The organism is Pseudomonas sp. KnCO4 (genome assembly GCF_045344305.1).
Lineage (GTDB): Bacteria > Pseudomonadota > Gammaproteobacteria > Pseudomonadales > Pseudomonadaceae > Aquipseudomonas > Aquipseudomonas anuradhapurensis.
Genome location: NZ_CP174199.1, coordinates 2,607,539 through 2,623,642, shown reverse-complemented (window position 1 = coordinate 2,623,642; position 16,104 = coordinate 2,607,539). Strand labels below are relative to the sequence as shown.

At 66.6% G+C, this 16,104-nt stretch carries 14 protein-coding genes; 4 read left to right on the top strand and 10 right to left on the bottom strand.

The annotated features are described in order from the left end of the window. Window positions 1–124: 124 nt before the first annotated feature. Together ACJA3S_RS12405 and ACJA3S_RS12400 are read right to left on the bottom strand one after the other, a co-directional pair. Complete coding sequence (locus tag ACJA3S_RS12405; RefSeq protein WP_186690346.1) at window positions 125–781, bottom strand: CoA transferase subunit B; 657 nt, start codon at window positions 779–781, stop codon at window positions 125–127. Window positions 782–816: 35 nt separating this feature from the next. Continuing rightward, on the bottom strand, window positions 817–1,515 hold the full coding sequence (locus tag ACJA3S_RS12400; RefSeq protein ID WP_170030045.1) for a CoA transferase subunit A: 699 nt from the start codon (window positions 1,513–1,515) through the stop codon (window positions 817–819). 141 nt (window positions 1,516–1,656) lie between these two features. On the opposite strand from ACJA3S_RS12400, the gene ACJA3S_RS12395 reads away from it, so the two are divergent. Together ACJA3S_RS12395 and ACJA3S_RS12390 are read left to right on the top strand one after the other, a co-directional pair. Continuing rightward, window positions 1,657–2,562: a LysR family transcriptional regulator gene (locus tag ACJA3S_RS12395; protein WP_170030046.1), complete on the top strand. Its 906-nt coding sequence runs from the start codon at window positions 1,657–1,659 to the stop codon at window positions 2,560–2,562. Then, entirely contained in the window at window positions 2,550–3,371 is an 822-nt protein-coding gene (locus ACJA3S_RS12390) for an aldo/keto reductase (protein WP_406822066.1), read from the top strand. The genes ACJA3S_RS12395 and ACJA3S_RS12390 overlap by 13 nt, the downstream gene beginning before the upstream one ends. A 171-nt stretch (window positions 3,372–3,542) precedes the next feature. On the opposite strand, the gene ACJA3S_RS12385 is transcribed toward ACJA3S_RS12390, so the two are convergent. The 4 genes from ACJA3S_RS12385 to lexA are packed head-to-tail and all read right to left on the bottom strand — an operon-like array spanning window position 3,543 to window position 9,282. Continuing rightward, on the bottom strand, window positions 3,543–6,623 hold the full coding sequence (locus ACJA3S_RS12385; RefSeq protein WP_406822065.1) for an error-prone DNA polymerase: 3,081 nt from the start codon (window positions 6,621–6,623) through the stop codon (window positions 3,543–3,545). Beyond that, complete coding sequence (locus ACJA3S_RS12380) at window positions 6,620–8,038, bottom strand: Y-family DNA polymerase (protein ID WP_406822064.1); 1,419 nt, start codon at window positions 8,036–8,038, stop codon at window positions 6,620–6,622. Before ACJA3S_RS12380 ends, ACJA3S_RS12385 begins: the two co-directional genes overlap by 4 nt. 6 nt (window positions 8,039–8,044) lie before the next feature. Continuing rightward, window positions 8,045–8,665 carry a translesion DNA synthesis-associated protein ImuA gene (imuA, locus tag ACJA3S_RS12375; RefSeq protein WP_406822063.1) on the bottom strand — a complete coding sequence of 207 codons (621 nt, stop codon included), beginning with the start codon at window positions 8,663–8,665 and terminating at the stop codon, window positions 8,045–8,047. Continuing rightward, a complete protein-coding gene (lexA, locus tag ACJA3S_RS12370) occupies window positions 8,665–9,282 on the bottom strand; it encodes a transcriptional repressor LexA (protein WP_406822062.1) in 618 nt (205 codons plus the stop codon). Before lexA ends, imuA begins: the two co-directional genes overlap by 1 nt. Window positions 9,283–9,373: 91 nt before the next feature. Between lexA and ACJA3S_RS12365 the strand changes: the two genes are divergently transcribed. Together ACJA3S_RS12365 and ACJA3S_RS12360 are read left to right on the top strand one after the other, a co-directional pair. After that, the gene (locus ACJA3S_RS12365; protein WP_406822061.1) at window positions 9,374–10,030 is read left to right on the top strand and encodes an HAD family hydrolase; all 657 of its coding nucleotides are present in this window, start codon (window positions 9,374–9,376) and stop codon (window positions 10,028–10,030) included. A 142-nt stretch (window positions 10,031–10,172) separates the two neighbouring features. After that, the gene (locus tag ACJA3S_RS12360) at window positions 10,173–11,084 is read left to right on the top strand and encodes a LysR substrate-binding domain-containing protein (RefSeq protein ID WP_406822060.1); all 912 of its coding nucleotides are present in this window, start codon (window positions 10,173–10,175) and stop codon (window positions 11,082–11,084) included. A 72-nt stretch (window positions 11,085–11,156) separates the two neighbouring features. Here ACJA3S_RS12360 and ACJA3S_RS12355 read toward each other — a convergent pair whose 3' ends face one another. The 4 genes from ACJA3S_RS12355 to ACJA3S_RS12340 all read right to left on the bottom strand — a co-directional run bounded on the left by ACJA3S_RS12355 (window position 11,157) and on the right by ACJA3S_RS12340 (window position 16,014). Then, the gene (locus tag ACJA3S_RS12355; protein WP_406822059.1) at window positions 11,157–11,930 is read right to left on the bottom strand and encodes an IclR family transcriptional regulator; all 774 of its coding nucleotides are present in this window, start codon (window positions 11,928–11,930) and stop codon (window positions 11,157–11,159) included. A 64-nt stretch (window positions 11,931–11,994) separates the two neighbouring features. Then, window positions 11,995–13,452 carry an amidase gene (locus ACJA3S_RS12350; protein WP_406822058.1) on the bottom strand — a complete coding sequence of 486 codons (1,458 nt, stop codon included), beginning with the start codon at window positions 13,450–13,452 and terminating at the stop codon, window positions 11,995–11,997. Then, window positions 13,449–14,759 (bottom strand): MFS transporter, encoded by a 1,311-nt coding sequence (locus ACJA3S_RS12345; RefSeq protein ID WP_406822057.1) that lies wholly within the window; start codon window positions 14,757–14,759, stop codon window positions 13,449–13,451. Before ACJA3S_RS12345 ends, ACJA3S_RS12350 begins: the two co-directional genes overlap by 4 nt. Window positions 14,760–14,838: 79 nt before the next feature. Further along, window positions 14,839–16,014: a M20 aminoacylase family protein gene (locus tag ACJA3S_RS12340; RefSeq protein WP_406822056.1), complete on the bottom strand. Its 1,176-nt coding sequence runs from the start codon at window positions 16,012–16,014 to the stop codon at window positions 14,839–14,841. Between the last annotated feature and the right edge of the window lie 90 nt (window positions 16,015–16,104).

Genomic DNA, 16,104 nt, shown 5'->3' with positions numbered 1-16,104 from the left:
TTGTGTCGCGAAAGGGCCGCGAAGCGGCGCCCTCGATCTCGGCGTCGATGCCGAAATCGCGGGGCTGCGTCGCAGCCCTTTCGCCCACAAGGTCGCTCCTGCAGGGGCGCTGTGCGGCGAATGCCTAGAAAGTCATTTCCTTCACGTCATCCGGCACGATCAGCTTGCCGGCGGTCTTCTCGATGATTTCTTCGACGCTCACCCCAGGCGCAGTTTCACGCAGGATGAAGGCGCCGTCTGCGATTTCCAGGTAGGCCAGGTCGGTCAGCACCTTGCGAATGCAGCCGGCCCCGGTCAGCGGCAAGCTGCACTGCGGCAGCAGCTTGGACTCGCCGTCCTTGGAGGCGTGGGTCATGGTGACGATGATGTTCTCGGCACCGGCCACCAGGTCCATGGCGCCGCCCATGCCCTTCACTAGCTTGCCAGGGATCATCCACGAGGCGATGTTGCCGTGCACGTCCACCTCGAACGCGCCCAGCACGGTCAGGTCGACGTGGCCGCCACGGATCATGGCGAAGGATTGCGCCGAATCGAAGATCGAGGCGCCACGACGGGCAGTGACGGTCTGCTTGCCGGCGTTGATCATGTCGGCATCCAGGGTGCTCTCGGTGGGGAACTCGCCCATGCCGAGCAGGCCGTTTTCCGATTGCAGCATCACATCCATGTCGGCGGGCACATAGTTGGCCACCAGGGTCGGAATGCCGATACCGAGGTTGACGTAGTAGCCGTCTTTCAATTCACGGGCGACGCGTTGCGCCATCTGTTCGCGGGTCAGTGCCATGGTCAGGGTCTCTTTGTTGTTCTGATGGATGGCGCTCAGGCCTTGACGGTGCGCTTTTCGATACGCTTCTCGAAAGTGCCGACGATGACGCGGTCGACATAGATGCCCGGGGTATGGATCTCGCTGGGCAGCAGTACGCCGGGCTCGACGATTTCCTCCACTTCGACCACGGTGATCTTGCCGGCGGTGGCCGCCAGCGGGTTGAAGTTCTGCGCGGTGTTGCGGTACACCACGTTGCCGTAGTGGTCGGCTTTCCAGCCCTTGACGATGGCGAAATCACCGGTGATGGATTCTTCGAGGATGTACTTGCGGCCGTTGAACTCGCGCACTTCCTTGCCTTCGGCTACCGGGGTGCCGTAGCCGGTGGCCGTGTAGAAGGCCGGGATGCCGGCACCGCCAGCGCGCATCTTCTCGGCGAGGGTGCCCTGCGGGGTCAGTTCCACTTCCAGCTCGCCGCTGAGCAGCTGGCGCTCGAATTCGGCGTTTTCGCCTACGTACGAGGCGACCATCTTGCGGATCTGCCGGTCTTCCAGCAGCACGCCAAGGCCGAAGCCATCGACACCGCAGTTGTTGGAGACCACGGTCAGGCCCTTGACGCCACGCCGCTTGATTTCGTTGATGAGGTTTTCCGGGATGCCGCACAGGCCAAAACCACCTGCCAGTACCGTCATGTTGTCGGTCAGGCCTTCGAGGGCCTGTTCATAGGTTGCAACGCGCTTGTCCAGTCCGGCCATGCTGATCCGCCTTTTGTAGTTGTTTAACCGACGAGGCTGTCGGTGAGCGTGTGGAGGACATCTTCACCGCAAGCGACTGATTTGTTAATTTTGTTTTCGTCATTGATTGATAACTTTTACAAAACAGCCAGCAGGCCCGTCATGAATGTCAAGCAACTGCGCGCCTTTGTCGCCGTGGCCAAGTACCAGAGCTTCGCCCAGGCCGGTGAGCACCTGCATGTCTCGCAACCGGCCCTGAGCCTGACCATCAAGGCCCTGGAGGAAAACCTGGGGGGCGCCCTGCTCAGCCGTACCACCCGCAGCGTCAGCCTGACCGCCGAAGGTGAGGTGCTGCTGCCGCTGGCTCGGCGCCTGCTGGCCGACTGGGACGACACCGAAGAGATGCTGCGCCAGCGCTTCACCCTGCAACTGGGCCGGGTTTCGGTGGCGGCCATGCCGTCCTTCGCCGGCAACCTGTTGCCACATGCGCTCAAGGTGTTTCGCCAGCGCTACCCGAAGGTCAACGTCACCGTGCACGATGTGATCAACGAGCAGGTACTGGAACTGGTACGCCATCGGCGCGTCGAACTGGGCATCGGCTTCGAACCGGAAAACATCGATGGCCTGGACTTCCACCCCCTGTACATGGACCGTTTCGTTGCCGTGGTGCCGGCCGATTCACCGCTGGCCCGATTGCCCCAGGTCAGCTGGGCGCAACTGCTGGGCGAAGACTTCGTGGCCTTGCAGCGCCCTTCGGCGGTGCGCCTGCTGATGGAGCAGAACGTTGCCGCACGGCACGGCAAACTGGCGGTGGCGTTCGAGAGCCACCAGCTTTCCACCATCGGCCGCATGGTCGCCAGCGGCCTGGGGGTCAGTGCCGTGCCGGCGTTGTGCATCAACCAGATGCAGGAGCTTGGCGCCCGCTGCGTGGCCCTGGTCGAGCCCACGGTCGAGCGCCGCATCGGCGTGATTGCCCTCAGCGAACACAAGCTGTCCACGGCGGCGCAGGCGCTGCTCGAGGTGCTGCTTTCCAATACCCGCATTCCGGAGGTGACATGCGTTACGTGACACTGGCAGGTTCGAGCGTTCCGGCCATCGGCCAAGGCACCTGGTACATGGGTGAAGATCCAGGCCGCCGGGCGGCCGAGGTGGCGGCCCTGCAACAAGGCATCGAGCTTGGCCTGAGCCTGATCGATACCGCCGAGATGTATGCCGAAGGCGGTGCGGAAACGGTGGTTGGCCAGGCCATTGCCGGGCGCCGCGACCAGGTGTTCCTGGTCAGCAAGGTGTATCCGCACAATGCCAGCCGGCGCAGCATGGCGGCTGCCTGCGAGCGCAGCCTTGCGCGCCTGGGCACCGACTGCATCGACCTGTACCTGCTGCACTGGCGGGGCCAGCACCCGCTGGAAGAAACCGTCGAAGCCTTCGAGCGCTTGCGCGAGCAAGGCAAGATCAGGCGTTGGGGCGTTTCCAATTTCGACGTCGACGACTTGCGCGAATTGCACAACCCCGATTGCGCGACCAACCAGGTGTTGTACAACCCGGCGCAGCGGGGCATCGAGTTCGACTTGTTGCCGTGGTGCGAACAGCGCGCCCTGCCGACCATGGCTTATTGCCCGCTGGCCCAGGCCGGGCGCCTGTTGCAGCACCCGGTGCTGGCGCAAATCGGTGAACGGCACGGTGCCACAGCGGCCCAGGTCAGCCTGGCCTGGGTGACCCGTAACGACGGGGTGATCGCCATCCCCAAGGCCGTGGCGCCCGAGCATGTGCGGCTGAATGCGGCGGCGGGTTCGCTGGCCTTGACCAGCGAGGACCTGCGGGCGATCGACCGCGCGTTCCCGCCGCCGACGCGCAAGCAGCGTCTGGCGATGGTCTGACGGGCAACACCAGGCTTACTTGCAGGAACGGCCTTGTGTCGCGAAAGGGCCGCAGAGCGGCCCCGGCAATCTTGCGGTGATGCACAGCCTTGGGGGCGCTTCGCACCCCTTTCGCGACACAAGGCCGCGCCTACAAGGGGCCTCGCAGGCATGGCGTACCGGGGCCTGAGCCTAATGGAAATCGCGGCTGCGCACATCCAGCCCCTGCAGCAACTGGCTGACATCTTCCAGCCGTCGCGCAATCAAGTGACGCACGCCGTCAGCCTGCTCCAGCCGCCCGCTGACCTTGAGCAACTGCGCGCCCACCAGTGCCCGTCGCTGCCGCTCGGCCAGGTCGCGCCACACCACGACATTGAGCATGCCGTGCTCGTCCTCCAGGGTGACGAAGGTCACGCCACTGGCCGTCTGTGGCCGCTGGCGGCCCACCACCAGCCCGGCCACGGCAATGTTGTCGCCATGCTCGACACCTTGCAGTTCGGCCGAACTGCGACAGCCCAGCGCCCTCAGCCGTGAACGCAACAAGGCCAGCGGATGCGGCCCAAGCGTGGTGCCCAGGGTCTGGTAATCGGCCATCAGGTTCTCCGCCACACTGGGGACAGGCAGTTCAACGGTGTCTTCCGGCACAGCTTCCACGTCGGCGAACAACGGCAGCTGCGGCTGCACCGCCGCCACCTGCCAGCGCGCCTGATGGCGATCACGAGCCAAGGCGCGCAGCGCGCCGGCATCGGCCAGCTGGGCGCGGCCACGCGCGTCGAGCCCGGCGCGCAGGCACACGTCCTCGACATCGCGCCATGCCCGCTGCGCCCTCGCCTGCACCAGGCGCCTGGCATCGGCCTCGGCAAAACCACGCACCAGGCGCAACCCCATGCGGATGGCCAGGGCCGCGCCCGCGTCAGGCTCAAGCGTGCAGTCCCAATCACTGTGGCAGACATCCACTGGCCGAACCGCTATGCCCTGGCGCCGGGCCTCTTGCAGCAACTGGTCGGGGCTGTAGAAACCCATGGGCCAGCTGTTGACCAGCGCACAGGTAAAGATCGCCGGCTCATGGCACTTGAGCCAGCTGCTGGCATAACACAGCAAGGCAAAGCTGGCCGCGTGCGACTCCGGGAAGCCATAACTGCCAAAGCCCTTGATCTGCTCGAAGATGCGCTCGGCAAACGCCAGCTCGTAACCATTGCGCAACATACCCTGTACCAGCCGCTGGCGGTGCGGTTCCAGGCCGCCGTGGCGCTTCCAGGCGGCCATGCTGCGGCGCAACTGGTCGGCCTCGCCGGGGCTGTAGTCGGCGGCGACCATGGCCAACTCCATCACCTGCTCCTGGAACAACGGCACCCCCAGGGTGCGCTCGAACACGGCCTTGAGCTGCGGCGAGGGATAGGTCACTGGCTCCTGCTTCAGGCGCCGGCGCAGGTAAGGATGGACCATGTCCCCCTGGATCGGCCCGGGGCGGACAATGGCCACCTCGATGACCAGGTCATAGAAGGTTACCGGGCGCAGCCGAGACAGCATGGCCATTTGCGCGCGCGACTCGATCTGGAACACGCCCATGGTCTCGGCCCGGCTGATCATCGCGTAGGTGGCCGGGTCTTCAGCGGGGATGGTCGCCAGGGTCAAGTGCCGGCCGCGGTGGCGGTACAGCAGGTCGAAGCAACGGCGCAGGGCACTGAGCATGCCCAGCGCCAGCACGTCGACCTTGAGCAGGCCGACCATGTCCAGGTCGTCCTTGTCCCACTGGATTACCGTGCGTTCCGGCATCGCGGCATTCTCCACCGGCACCAGCTCGTCCAGCGGTTGCTGCGAAATGACGAAGCCACCCGGGTGCTGCGACAGGTGCCGGGGGAAACCGATCAACTCACCGGCCAGCACCAGCACCCGCCGCAGCGAAGGGCTGCCCGGCTCGAAACCGGCCTCGGCCAGGCGCTGGTCATCGGGTATGCGATCGCTCCAGCGACCACAGCATTTGGCCAGTGCATCCACCTGGTCGGCGGGCAACCCCAGCACCCGCGCCACATCCCGCACCGCACCGGCGGCATGGTAGGTGTTGACCACCGCGGTGAGCGCCGCCCGGTGCCGGCCATAGCGGCGGAACACATACTGGATCACCTCTTCGCGGCGGTCGTGCTCGAAGTCCACATCGATATCCGGCGGCTCGTTGCGCTCGCGCGACAGGAAGCGCTCGAACAGCAGGCGGTGTTCCATGGGGTCGAGTTCGGTGATGCCGAGGACGAAACACACCACCGAGTTGGCAGCCGACCCGCGGCCCTGGCAAAGAATCCCCTGCCTGCGGGCGAAGGCGACGATGTCGTGCACGGTCAGGAAATAGCTCTCGTAGCCCAGCTCCTCGATCAGCGCCAATTCCTTGGCCAGCACTTCCCGCACCTTGCCACTCGCCCCGCCCGGCCAGCGCGACGGCAACCCCTGCTCGCACAGCACCCGCAGCCAGCTCGCCGGGGTATGCCCCTCGGGCACCAGTTCGCGTGGGTACTGGTACTTCAACTCGCTCAGCTCGAAGCGGCAGCGCGCAGCGATGGCCAAGGTCTCGGCCAGCAGGTCGGCAGGATAGAGTTCGCCCAGTTGTGCCTGGCTGCGCAGGTGACGTTCGCCGTTGGCAAACAGAAAGTGTCCGGCTTCCGCCACCTGGCAATGCTGGCGGATGGCGGCCATGCAATCCTGCAGGGCGCGGCGGCCGCGTATGTGCATGTGCACGTCGCCGCAGGCCACGGCACGGATACCGACCCTGGCTGCCAGGCTGCGCATGCGTTCGAGGTGCAGGGCATCGTCACTGCCGCGGTGCAGGTGCACCGCCAGCCACAGGCGCTCAGCGAACAGGCTGTACAGCCACTGCCCCGCAGCGCTATCGCCGCTGTCATCGGCCACCCACAGGGCCAGCAGGCCCTGGTGGTGCTGCTGCAGATCATCGCGAAACAGCTGGTACTCGCCCTTCTGCGCACGCCGCCGGGCGCGGGTGATCAGCGCGCAGAGGTTCTGGTAGCCCGCCAGGTCCTGCACCAGCAGCACCAGCTTGGGGCCGTCCTGCAGCTGGACTTCACTGCCCACGATCAATTGCAGCTGGTGTTCCTTCGCTGCCTGCCAGGCCCGGACGATACCGGCCAGGGTGCACTCGTCGGTGATCGCCAGGGCCTGGTAGCCCTGCTCGCGCGCCCGGCGGAACAGCTCGTCGGCACTCGACGCGCCGCGCTGGAAGCTGAAGTTGGACAGGCAATGCAGCTCGGCATAACCCGGGGCGTTCATGCAAACCAGCCTTGCAGCCACAACGGGCCGGCCTGGCTCAGGTCGCGGTAGGCCCAGCCGCGCAGACCGTCGCGGGTTTCGATACGGTAGTAGTCACGGCGCACGTCGCTGCCATCCCACCAACCCGACTCGATGCGCTCGGCATGGCCTTGCACGCGGTAACCGGTTTCGTCCAGCCTCATCGGCGCCGGCAGCAACCAGCCCGGGCGGCTGCCAGGGGCTACCGGCAGGTTGCCCTGCCCGCCCTGCGCTACCGGCTGCCAAGCGTATTCGGGGCGGTGGTCGGCGGCTACGCTCAGGCTCTTGACCGCCTCGTCGCCCAGGCGTGCGCGCAGGCGTTCACGCAGTTGCTCCCAGGGCTGCGCCTGTTGCGCCCGCGGGTCGAACAACGCCTGGTGCTGTGGCACGAACGGTGGCAGGTCCTCGGCCACCAGCCGCAGGTTGCGCACCGGGGCGGGAATGCGCAGTGGCTCCAGGCGCCCGCGGGCCAGCTCGAACAGCCTCGCAGCATCGCGTTCGGCAGCCAGCAGGCCGACCTTGAGCAAGGTATCCGGCCCGTCGGCATGCTCCAGGTGCAGGCAGAACCGCTGCACGCCGCAATCACGCCCGGCGAGGAACGCGGCCAGGTCGTTGAGCATGCGCCGCAACGGGAACAGCAGGGCCTGGTGTGATTCGACGTCGAAGTTCAGCTCCAGCCGGGTTTCGAAACGGTCGGGTGGCTGGTAGAAGGCCAGCCCCAGATTGCGCAGCCCAAGCAGCTGGTCCAGGTGCAGCTGCACCTGGGCCGCAAAGCGCCTGGCCAAGGTGTCGCGGGGCAAGGCCAGGACCTGGCCCAACTGCCGCAGCCCCATGCGCGCAAAAGCCTCGGCCGCCTGCGCCGGCAGGCCGATACGTTCAATGGGCATGCCCAGCAGCGCCGCTCGGGTGGCGTCGGCATCGCCGACGGCCAGGCCGTCGTGCCCGTTGGCGAGCATGCGCGCCGCCACTGGGTTGCTGGCCAGGACGATGCGTTGGCGCAGCCCCAATTCCGCCAGTTCCTGGCGCAGGCGTGCCTCGAACAGCGACCAGGGGCCGAACAGCTGCAGGCTGGAGCCCACCTCCAGCAACAGCGCGCGTGGATAGTGCAGGCTGACCTGGGCACTGAAGCGGTAGGCCCAGGCCGCCAGCAACTGCTGCACCTGGTCGATGCGCCTGGGGTCGGCTTCAACACAATCGAAACCCTCGGCCAGGGCGCGCGCGGCGGTCAGGGTTTGCCCGGCGCGCAGGCCGAGGGCGGCCGCTGCCGGGTTGACCGCCTGCAGCACCCGCCGTTGGGTAGGCCCGCCCAGCAGCACCAAGGGGGTATCGGGGTCGTCACGCTCACGCAGGACCGTGTCCAGCGCCAGCTGTGGAAACAGGATGCAGGCCCAGAGCATGGTGCATCAGCCCCGCCCTGGGCAGGCGATGGGTAGCGCCGGTGGCATGCCGCCACGGCTTTTCAGTACACGCCATTGTGCCGGGCGGGTATCGACGGCAATGCGCAGCGCGGCGGGTGAAGGGTTGTGCGCCGCCTGCTGCGGCCGGCAGGCAAAGGCCAATGCCTGGCCGGTTTCGGCGGCCACCTGCAGGCGCCGCAAGGCACGGTCATCGGCACGTTCCGGCCAGCACAGCACCGCCGCGCAGCTGCCGGAGCGCAGGCACTGTTCGGCCGCCCACAGGGCATCGGCGGGTTCGGCATCCACCTGCACCAGCCAGCGCAGATCTACCCCGGCAGCCTGCCAGGCCGGGGCGTAAGGAATGAAGGGCGGCGCTACCAGCACCACCCGGCCAGCATCAGCACTCAAGCGCGCCAGCGTTGGCCACAGCAAGTGCAATTCGCCACAACCAGGGCTGGCCAGCAACAGTTCGCTGAGGGCCGCTGCCGGCCAACCACCTTCTGGCAAGCGTTCGTCGAGGGCAGCATGGCCGGTGGGCTGCAGCCCGAGTGGCCGCGCCTGGGCCTGGCGGCCGCGCCATACCCGGCGCTGGTCGAGCAGCCTGTCGAGATCGACCACCGCGCCCATCAGTCACGCCTCAGCAAGCCGCAGAATACGCCTTCGATGAAGAACTCCTGTTCAGGCCGCACATCGATGGGCGCATAGGCCGGGTTGCGCGGCAACAGCCGGTAACCGCTGCCCTGGCGCTGCAGGCGCTTGATAGTCACTTCGCCATCCAGGCGCGCGACCACGATCTGCCCGTCGCGGGCATCGGCCTGCTGCAGGATGCCGACCAGGTCGCCGTCGAAGATGCCATCGTCGATCATCGAGTCGCCACGCACCTTCAGCAGGTAGTCGGGGGTGCGGCGGAACAGGCTGGGGTCGAGCAGCAGCTGCTCGTGGATGTCGAGGTCCGGGCCGATGGGGGCACCTGCAGCCACTTGGCCGAGCACCGGTAGTTCGAGGATTTCCGGCCGGCGCAGCGGCTCGGCCAGGCGAATGCCGCGCGCCTGGTTCGGCGTGACATCGATGTAGCCGGCCTGGCACAGGGCGGTGATGTGCTTGCGGGCGACGCTGCGCGAGGCAAAACCGAAGCGCGTGGCGATATCGGCCAGGCTCGGTGGCTGGCCGTGGTCGGCGATGCGCTCGCGGATGAAGTCGAAGATCGCGCGGCGTTTGGGGGTCAGAGTATCCATGGAGCACATTTGTACTCTTTTCGGAGCACGCTGAACAGCCCCCTTCGTCGCCAGCTTTCGCTATCATCCCCAGGCGCGTGGTTTTTTATCTGGATACCCAATGCTGACTGCCCTGCTGTTCGACCTCGACGGAACCCTCACCGACACCGACACCCTGCACCTGCAGGCCTTCCGCCAGCTGCTGCACGAGCATGACGGCCGCGAACTGAGCCAGGCACAGTTCGAGGCCCAGGTCAGCGGCCGCGCCAATGGCGAGCTGTTCGCCGAGCTGTTTGCCGGCGCCAGTGCCGAACAATGCCGGGCGCTGGCCGAGCGCAAGGAGGCGCTGTTCCGCGACCTGGCGCCCAGCCTGGAGCCAATGCCGGGCCTGTTGCGCCTGCTGGAACACGCCCGTACCCAAGCCCTGGGCCTGTGCGTGGTGACCAACGCACCGCGGCTCAATGCCGAGCACATGCTCAGCGCCATGGGCCTAGGGCGGCACTTCGAGCACGTGCTGGTGGCCGAGGAACTGGCACGGCCCAAGCCCGACCCATTGCCCTACCTGACCGGCCTGCAGCGGCTGGGTGCCGAGGCCGGGCAGGCACTGGCCTTCGAGGATTCGCTGCCGGGGGTGGCGGCGGCGAGTGGCGCAGGGATCTTCACCGTGGGCGTGGCCACGACCCAGACGCCGGCGCGGTTGCTGGCGGCGGGGGCCGGGTTGGTGATTGACGATTTCAACGACCCGGCGTTGTGGACGTTGATCAAGGCCATGCAATGACCTGATGCGGTCATTGCAGGAGCGGCCTTGCGTCGCGATGGGGCGCAAAGCGGCCCCGACAATCTTGCATGGTGCGGAAATCCTGGGGCCGCTTTGCGGCCCATCGCGACACAAGGCCGCTCCTACAAAAGGCGCTCGATACATGCTCATCGACGAAGAACTGACCCTCAAGAAGCTGCAGACCTTCCTCGCCTTCATGCGCACCGGCAACCTCGGCCGCGCCGCCGCCGAGCTGGCGACCAGCGCCGTCAGCGTGCATCGCGCCATCCATTCGCTGGAAAGCGCGCTGCGCTGCCCGCTGTTCAAGCACGAAGGCCGCCAGCTGATCCCGCTGGAAAGCGCCTACGTGCTGGAAAAGAAAGCCCGCCAGCTGATCCAGGACGCCGAACAGATGGTGCGCCAGACACGTGAGGCCGCCGGTTTCTATGCCGAGCGTTTCCGCCTGGGGGCGCTCTACTCGCTGACGGTGAAAACCGTGCCCAAGCTGGTCATGGGCCTCAAGTTGCGCCGCAGCGAACTCAATATCGACCTGACCCTGGGCTCCAACGTCGACCTGTTGCAACGCCTGAAAAACCATGAACTGGAGGCCATTCTCGTCTCGCTCGACGAAAGCGTCAGCGACCCGGCCTGCGAACAATTGCCGCTGTTCTCCGACGACATCTTCCTCGCGGTCCCCACCGACTCGCCTTTCGCCGGGCAGGCCGAGGTGGACCTGGCCGACCTGGCCGACTCCACCTTCATCACCCTGACCCAGGGTTTTGCCACCCATCGCGATGGTGCACGGGTGTTCCAGCAGGCCGGCTTCGAGCCCAAGGTGGCCATGCAGGTGAACGACATCTTCACCCTGCTGAGCATGGTCAGCTCGGGCGTGGGCTTTGCCCTGCTGCCCGGGCGCATTGCGGCGGTGTACGAAAACCGGGTCCGGTTGATCGCCCTGAAGCCGCAATATCGCGTGCAGCAGCATATCGGTGTGGTGTTTCTGAAGGCACGGGAGCGCGAGCCGAACCTGCTGGCACTGTTGGCGGAGTGCCGGATGTATAGCCTGGAGCGTTGACTGGGCTTTCTTTCGGTTTGCTGTACCGGCCTTTTCGCAGGCGCACCCGCGAACAGGCCGCCACAGGCTGGCTCAAACCGCCAAGGCCCGCTGCACCTCACCCACGGTGGTGGCCAGGCTGCTCAGGTGCAGGCTCAGCACCCGCTCCACGGGTGCCTGGTCCAAAGGCCAGTGCAAGGCAATGCTACCGACCAGGCGCCCTTCGGCATGCACCGGCAAGGCGATGGCCCGGATCAGGAACGGCAAGCGCACCGGGTACTCCCAGTGCCCTTCGGTGCGCTGGCCAAAGCCTTTGTTCGTTTCTTCCTCGATACCACGCAGCAGCGTTTCGTCGCCAACCCGCTCATGGGCTGCCAGGCGCTGTACTTCATCCTCCGCCAACTCGCCCAGGCACGCTCGCCCCATCGCCGAGTGAAACAGGCTGGCATGGTGGCCGACGATCTGGCAGGTGTGCGGGTAGCGCTTGCGCAGAACCTGCGGAACAGCACTCTCCATCACTTCCAGCCGCTCCCCGTCAAAGCACGACAGGTCGGCGACCAGCCCGGTGCGCTCGCTCAGTTCCCGCAGCATCGGCGCAGCGCTTTCCACCAGGCGCCGCTTGAAGCGCGCCTGGCGGTCGCCGAACAGGCGCCGGGCGCACAGCCGGTAACGCCGGTCGCTCAGGCCACGGTACACCCAGCCTTGCTCCTGCAAGGTGGCCAGCATGCGCGATACCGTGGCCTTGGGCAGCGCCGTCAGGTAATGCAGTTCTTCCAGGCCCAGTGCCTGGTGTTCGCCCAACAGCTCGACGATGGCCAGCGCCCGTTGCACCGAACGCACGCCGCCAGTGTCTGCCGTGATACCCATGTAGCGACCTCCCTGTAGCTGGATGGTCAGGATAGCCAGCAAGATCCGCGCCTGCACGGCGGTTTCATGCCGCCTGCAGACACCGCGGTGGGCGCCGCTCGACCCAGCGGGTGAGCTGTTCGTGGGCATAGGCCAGCTGCAGCAACGCATGGTCGGCCTGGGCCGGGCCTATGATCTGCAAGCCCATGGGCAGCCCGGCGGCATTGAAGCCGACCGGTACGCTGATGCTCGGCAAACCGGCCAGGGTCGGCCCGATCACTACCTCCATCCAGCGGTGGTAGGTATCCATCGCCCGCCCCCCAACCACCGTCGGCCAAGGTTGCCGTGCATCGAAAGGGAACACCTGGGCCGCTGGCAACAGCAGGAAATCGTAACGCTCGAACAGCTTGCCCAGCGCGAGGTACCAGGCGCTGCGGTCCAGCGAAGCCTGGTACAGCGCCGCCGCGCTCAGCTGCAGGCCGCCCTCCACTTCCCACTGTGCCTCGGGCTTGAGCAGCGCGCGCTTGCCCGGGTCGGCATAGGCCGCCGCCAGGTTGCCGTGCACCAGGAAGTGGCGATGGGTCAGCCAGCATTGCCACAATCGCGCCAGGTCGAACGCCGGATGGCAGGCCTCGACCCGGCAGCCCAGCTCAGTGAAGTCCGCCAGGGCCGCTTCGCACAGGCTCAGCACCCCGGCGTCCATCGCCAGGTAGCCCTCGTAGTCGCCCAGCCAGCCGAGCCGCACACCACGGAAATCGCGCTGCAAGCCCGCAGCAAAATTAGACCGGCCCTGGCTTAGCGACAATGGCGCGCGTTCGTCAAAGCCTGCCTGGACCGACAACAGCCGTGCCACATCCACCACGCTACGCCCCATCGGCCCCTCGGTGGCCAGCTGCTGGACGAACAGTTCCGGCGCAGGCCCATAGGGCACCCGGCCCTGCGACGGGCGCAGGCCATACACGTTGTTGAACGCCGCCGGGTTGCGCAGCGAGCCCATCATGTCACTGCCGTCGGCGACCGGCAGCAGGCGCATGGCCAGCGCCGCTGCCGCCCCACCGCTGCTACCCCCGGCTACCCGTGTCGGGTCGTAGGCGTTGGTAGTGGTGCCGAACAGGCTGTTGTAGGTTTGCGAACCGAGGCCGAACTCGGGCACGTTGCTCTTGCCGATGATCAGCGCACCGCTGGCCCGTACCCGTGCCACGCTGATCGCGTCCTGCTCGGGTAGCTGCTCGGCAAACAGCGGTGAACCCAGGGTGGTGCGCAGCCCCGCCGTGGCGGCCAGGTCCTTGATCGCCTGGGGCATGCCGTGCATCCAGCCGCGCGAATGGCCAGCGGCCAGCTCGCGATCACGTTCATCGGCCTCGGCCAGCAGCGCTGGGGCCGGGCGCAGCGACACCAGCGCATTGACCTGCGGGTTGAACCGTTCGATGTGCGCCAGGTAAGCCTGCATCACTTCGCGGCACGACACCTGGCGAGCATGGATGGCCTGCGACAATGCCTCGGCATCAAGGGCAACGATGGGGTCGATGGCGAGCGGCATCACGGTTTTACTCCCAGGTTGAAGGCGGCAGGTTTGAGCGGCCGGGGGGCTTCCTTCAGGCAGCAGGTGCCCAGGAGCGTCAGCAGGCAGGCAAACAGCACATAGAATGCGGGTGCCACCGGGGTGCCGAGGACCTTGCTCAGCCAGGTGACGATCAGTGGGGCAAAGCCACCAAACACCATCACCGCCACGTTATAGGCCACCGACACACCGGTGGAACGTACTTCGACCGGGAACTGTTCGGCCAGGGCGGTAGGCGCCGGGCCGAAGAAGCCGCCAATGGCGGTGCACAGCAGCAATTGCATCAGCAGCAGGCGCTCCAGCGACGGCGCGGCGGCCACCCACACATACAACGGATAGATCATGACGAAGAAGGCCAGGGTAAAAGCCATCAGCACCGGGCGCCGCCCCAGCCGGTCCGACAACGCCCCGGACAGCGGAATCACCACGGTCATCAGCCCCACGGCCAGCATCTGCACCAGCAGCACCTGGTCCAACGGCAGCCCGAGGTTGTTGTGGGCGAAGGTCGGCATGTTCACCAGCACCACGTAGAACGACACCGTCGCGCCACAGGCCAGGCCCATCGACACCAGCAGGCTGCGTCGGTGTTCACGCAGTACCTGCCAGAGGCTGGGTGACGGGCCCTTGGCCTGGCGGCGCGCCGCGACGAACGCCTCGGGTTCTTCCATGTGCCTGCGAATCCACAGCCCCACCGGGCCGATCAGCAGGCCGAGCACGAACGGGATACGCCAGCCCCAACTGTCCAGCGCTTGTGGCGTGCACAGGTGCGTCACCAGGGCCACCATCGCCGCGCCGGAAAACACCGCCAGGCATTGCCCTACCAGTTGCCACGAACCGTACAGGCCCTTGCGCTGAGCCGGCGCGCTTTCCACCAGGAATGCCGTGGCGCTGGCATACTCGCCACCGGTGGCGAAGCCCTGCAGCATGCGCGCCACCACGATCAGCATCGGCGCAGCCATGCCGATGGCCAGGTAGTCCGGGGCGAAGGCGATCATGGCGATGGACAGGGTCATCAAGCGGATGATCAGCTGCATGGCCGCCTTGCGGCCCTTGCGATCGGCGTACATGCCCAGCATCACGCCACCGACCGGGCGCATGAAGAAACCGACACCGAAGGTGGCCAGAGCCATCAGCAACGAGGCGTACTCGTCGTCGGAGGGGAAGAATTGGCGGGCGATGATGCTGGCTAGGAAGCCGTACACGATGAAGTCATACCACTCCAGGGCATTGCCGACGACCGCGGCGACCACCTGCCGGGTACGTGACACGCCCGTGTTCGAAATCTGCATAGGAAACACTCCACGAGGATTGGGTGATCGCCCGGCGTCAAAGCAGCCGGGTTCCAGCGGCAGTCATCAGAAGGAACGGTCAGGCCGGTGCGAGCCAGCGCTCGGCCAGCGCGCCCCAGTAGGCGGCGCCGGTCAGCAGGATGTCGTCGTTGAAGTCATAGGCCGGGTTGTGCACCATCGGCCGCGATACGCCATTGCCGATGAACAGGTAGGCGCCCGGGCAGCGTTGCAGCATCCAGGCAAAGTCTTCGCTGCCCATCAGCTTGCGGGTGTTGCGCTGCACTGCCTCGGCACCCAGCAACTCCTCGGCCACCTGTGTTGCGAAGGCATTTTCCGCCGCATGGTTGACCAGCACCGGGTAGGCCGGGCGGTGTTCGATGGCGGCGCTGCAACCAAAGCTCGCGGCCTGGCTGATGATGATCGCCCGCACCCGCTCCAGGGTCTGCGCCCGTACCTGCGGGTCCAGTGCGCGCAGGCTCAGGCGCAGCAGCGCCTGTTGCGGGATCACGTTGGCTGCCTCACCGGCCTGCAAGGCACCCACGGTGACCACGGCTGCCTCCTGTGCATCGATATTACGCGCCACCACGGTTTGCAGCGCCATGACCACGCTGGCCGCGGCTACTAGCGGGTCCACCGTCAGGTGCGGCATCGAGCCGTGCCCGCCAACCCCGTCGAGTGTCACCGTGAGCAAGTCCTGCGAGGCCATCATCGGCCCCTCGCGAAAGCCCAGGTGCCCAGCCGGCAACCCGGGCATGTTGTGCATGCCGAACAGTGCATCGCAGGGGAAGCGTTCGAGCAGGCCGTCGGCCAGCATCGCCTCGGCACCGCCCTGGCCCTCTTCGGCCGGCTGGAAGATCAGCGTCAGCGTACCGTCGAAGCGTCGGGTCGCCGCCAGGTAACGCGCGGCGCCCAGCAGCATGGTGGTGTGCCCGTCATGGCCGCAGGCATGCATGCAGCCCTGGTGCTGGCTGCTGTAGGCGGCGCCGGTGGCTTCGTCGATGGGCAGCGCGTCCATGTCGGCGCGCAGGCCCAGGCGGCGTGTACTGCTGCCGTTGCGCAACAGGCCGACCACGCCAGTCTTGCCGACGCCGGTGTGCACCTGGTAGCCCCAGGCCTGGAGCAATCGGGCGACCAGCGCCGAGGTGCGGTCCTCTTCGAAGCCCAGTTCCGGGTGAGCGTGGATATCGTGACGGATCGCCTGCAGCTCGCTGGCCACCTCGTTCAGCCAGGCCAGGATGTGCTGATGTCGGGACATGTAGAATCTCCTCGCGCGGGTGGTTTGCCGTTCTTGTTGTTCGCCTTGAGGTCACGACGGCTGAGGCAGGTCGTGCTGGCTGACAGATAA